General features: G+C 52.2%; 2 protein-coding genes. Both read left to right on the top strand.

Going from position 1 to position 3,217, the window contains the following annotated elements:
* Positions 1 to 820 precede the first annotated feature (820 nt).
* Positions 821 to 1,849, top strand: coding sequence for a porin (locus tag RT613_RS06165; RefSeq protein ID WP_313613799.1), 1,029 nt, complete (start codon positions 821 to 823; stop codon positions 1,847 to 1,849).
* Positions 1,850 to 2,122: 273 nt separating this feature from the next.
* The gene (locus tag RT613_RS06170; RefSeq protein WP_313613801.1) at positions 2,123 to 2,464 is read left to right on the top strand and encodes a hypothetical protein; all 342 of its coding nucleotides are present in this window, start codon (positions 2,123 to 2,125) and stop codon (positions 2,462 to 2,464) included.
* The last annotated feature ends 753 nt before the right edge of the window (positions 2,465 to 3,217 follow it).

Here is a 3,217-nt window from a genome sequence, read left to right on the forward strand (position 1 = left end):
TTGGAATTCTCACCAACAGCCGCGATGGCGGTATCACGCACTACGCCAAGATATTTCATGATGAAGTAGAGCACGCGGCAAAGCGCCTGACCGCTGATCTTGAGCTCGACAGCGCGACGATATGAAAGCAGTGCAGGACAAATAGGACACTGCGTTAGCCCGGCGGGTTACGTCTAAACCGTACTCCTGCTGCGCGTTGTCCGCGCGCGGTCTCTGCTGTGTGCCCGAATATGAGATCATCGCCGGGAATGCACTGTTGTGTCGACATGAAGCCAGCGGACAGGTTGAACCGGCCCGCCTGGCCGATGAACGATTGCGCCTTGCTCGCGGTATCATGGGTTGATCTCCGGTTGAAATAATTTTCCAATACGCGGAAAAATTCTGAAATTTGTTGAAGACATTATATTTGAATTGAATTACAACTCATACTGGTTATTGCGAGGGAGCTTCAAATTCATTGAGTTTTCCCTGATGAGACGCATTGGCCTCCAGAAGACGCCCTTCGATTTGCTGGTCGGAGGGCGTTTTGCTTTATTAGCGTTTCACATAACTGTCATATTATTGTTATTTAACAGTCATATAAGTCCATAAGTGAGAATTTGTTGCTGATCATAACTTTTGTGTTTTTTACGCAACATCTCATGTCCAAGCGGGTGAGGTGCTGTGAATCTCGAAGGGCCTGTATTGCAACTATAAGTCATTTACGTATTTTGGCCGCCGAGAATGGGGGTGTACCGATTCTTAATTAAACTGGTTTGGGTTTGGAATGAAATTTCAAAAGTTCGGCCAATATCAACTTTAAACTTCTTTTGAGGTCATTATGAACATCAAGAGCCTTCTCATCGGCTCCGCTGCAGCTCTCGCAGCAGTTTCTGGCGCACAGGCCGCTGACGCTATCGTCGCTGCTGAGCCAGAGCCCCTGGAATATGTTCGCGTTTGCGACGCTTTCGGTTCTGGTTATTTCTACATCCCAGGCACTGAAACCTGCCTGCGCATCGGCGGTGAAGTTCGTTTCACTGTCGCATTCGGTGAAGACGTTGGTGGCGTTGCTCCTGGCGGTCGTTCGTCCGACTGGAACTCCCAGACCCGTGGTCGCGTATTCTTCGACACGAAGACCGACTCCGAACTCGGCACCATCGGCACCTACATCCGTCTGCAGGGCGACTACCGTCCACGTGACGGAAACTCCTCGCAGGGCCTGATCCTCGAGCAGGGTTACATCACTGTTGGCGGCCTGAAGGCTGGTAAGGTTCTCACATGGTGGGATGACACCGGTATCTACGGCGAACTCGATGACTTCGCTGACAAGGTAAACTTCAACCAGGTGAGCTACCTGTACGACGCGGGCTCGTTCCGCCTCGGCCTCGGCATTGACGACCTGTCCGGCGAATACGCTGGCACCGCATATGCAGGTAACGAACTCGGTATTCAGGGTTACGGCCAGATCAACTTCGGTTCTTCGAACCTCGCTCTGCGCGGCGTTTACGACCTCGAAACCGAAGAAGGCGCTCTCTACGCAACGCTCGTTGCTCCGATCGGCCCTGGCACACTCAACCTGGCTGCTGGTTGGGCTTCTGGTGACACCGTATACGTCAAGAAGTTCGGCGGTTCGACATATGAGTGGACAGTTGCTGCTTCCTACGCTCTCAAGGCTACGGACAAGCTGACTGTTGCTCCTACTGCGTCCTACTGGACCACGCAGGACAACAACGACATCTGGGGCGTTGGTCTTCTGGCTGAATACCAGCTCGCAAAGGGCCTGAAGGTTGGCGCAACTGTCAACTACGTAAGCCCGGACGTTGGCGACGACACGACCTCTGGTTTCCTGCGTCTGACCCGTTCGTTCTAATCTGACCTTTGGTCGATTGGATGAAAGCCCGGCAGCAATGCCGGGCTTTTTTCGTGAGCCATTCCCTTTAGCTCTGGCCCTTTAACTCGGGCTGAGGTCACGGCTCATCAGTCATGTTGGTCAGGATTCAATGGAACTGACGTGGCAGCCCAGCTGCTGTCATCATTATTGGGGGCGGGCGCTCGTACCTGCTGGCAAATCCCCTGTTTGGGTGATGTACCCTATATGGAATGTCTTTAGCCTGATGCGGAAGGTCGATGGGGAACCGCTGCATTGCGCAAAATCTCAAAATCTATGTTGTCCGTTACGATCTCGCCCATCCTGATCATGCTGTTGTTTTCCGTTGATGCGCTGGCTGATGTCCGTTGCATGACGATGCAGGGGGATAGTTGGGTCAACGGTTGCAACGCCGATATCCAGTTTACGCATACTGACTGTGAGGGTGGGGTTGCGAAACTGAAGGTCAAGCAGGCTGAGAAACCGCGATACAGCCCTTACCTTGCACGCCAGAACAAACAGAAGAACTGCACTGTCACCATTTTGAGCGAATGTGTGACGGAAGATATTGCCAGCGGCATCTGCACACTCGAATTGACGAACCCTTATCTGGAGTAGGCCCATGTCAGTACAGTCAATCTTATGCCGTGTCGTTTTGAGCTGCTCTTTACTCCAGTCTTTGCCTGTCAGTTCGATGGCACAACAAACCCGCATCATATCTGGTGATTGGGTCGCCGGTTGCGTTGAAAAAATCAGAGACGGTGCGCCCGCCATTTATTGCGATCGATTTGGTGGCTTTGTTACCAATGTCTACCCACCGGGATGTGATGGCAACGCGGCATTTTATTGCACTGGAATGGATTTGTGCACATTGGCGACCTATGTCGCGGTCATTGACACCGATGACTATTACCGACTGCAGTCCGAGGTCGAGGATTGTGATGGTCCGGTGATGCAGCCACTCCAAGGATAAGTATGCCTGCGCCCTGTCTGGGATAATGGACAGTCCTCCACGAGCAATTCCTATAGTCTGCTCGATTGCAATCCCGCCCGGGGGCGAGGGGGCGTTGCATCAGCCCGGTTTTGTCAGCGCCTGAGCTACACTATGGCCCGATATGGCAGACCAAGAGAGCGGCTATCCTCTCGCGGCCTCTGATGTATTGGACGGCTTGTCGCTCATGCCGACAACATTGATCGGAAATGCGAGTAAAAATGGCTCCCAAAAAGGAAAAACAGGAAATTACCTTTACAAATCATATGTTTGTCTGATTTTATTATAAATATGAAAAAGGCCTGTTGACTTGTTTGGGATGATGGATTTATAAGTCCGCTCACTGAACGAGGGCGGCGGCGCTGCTGGCGACGGACTGC

This window comes from Agrobacterium sp. (genome assembly GCF_032092815.1).
GTDB lineage: Bacteria > Pseudomonadota > Alphaproteobacteria > Rhizobiales > Rhizobiaceae > Agrobacterium.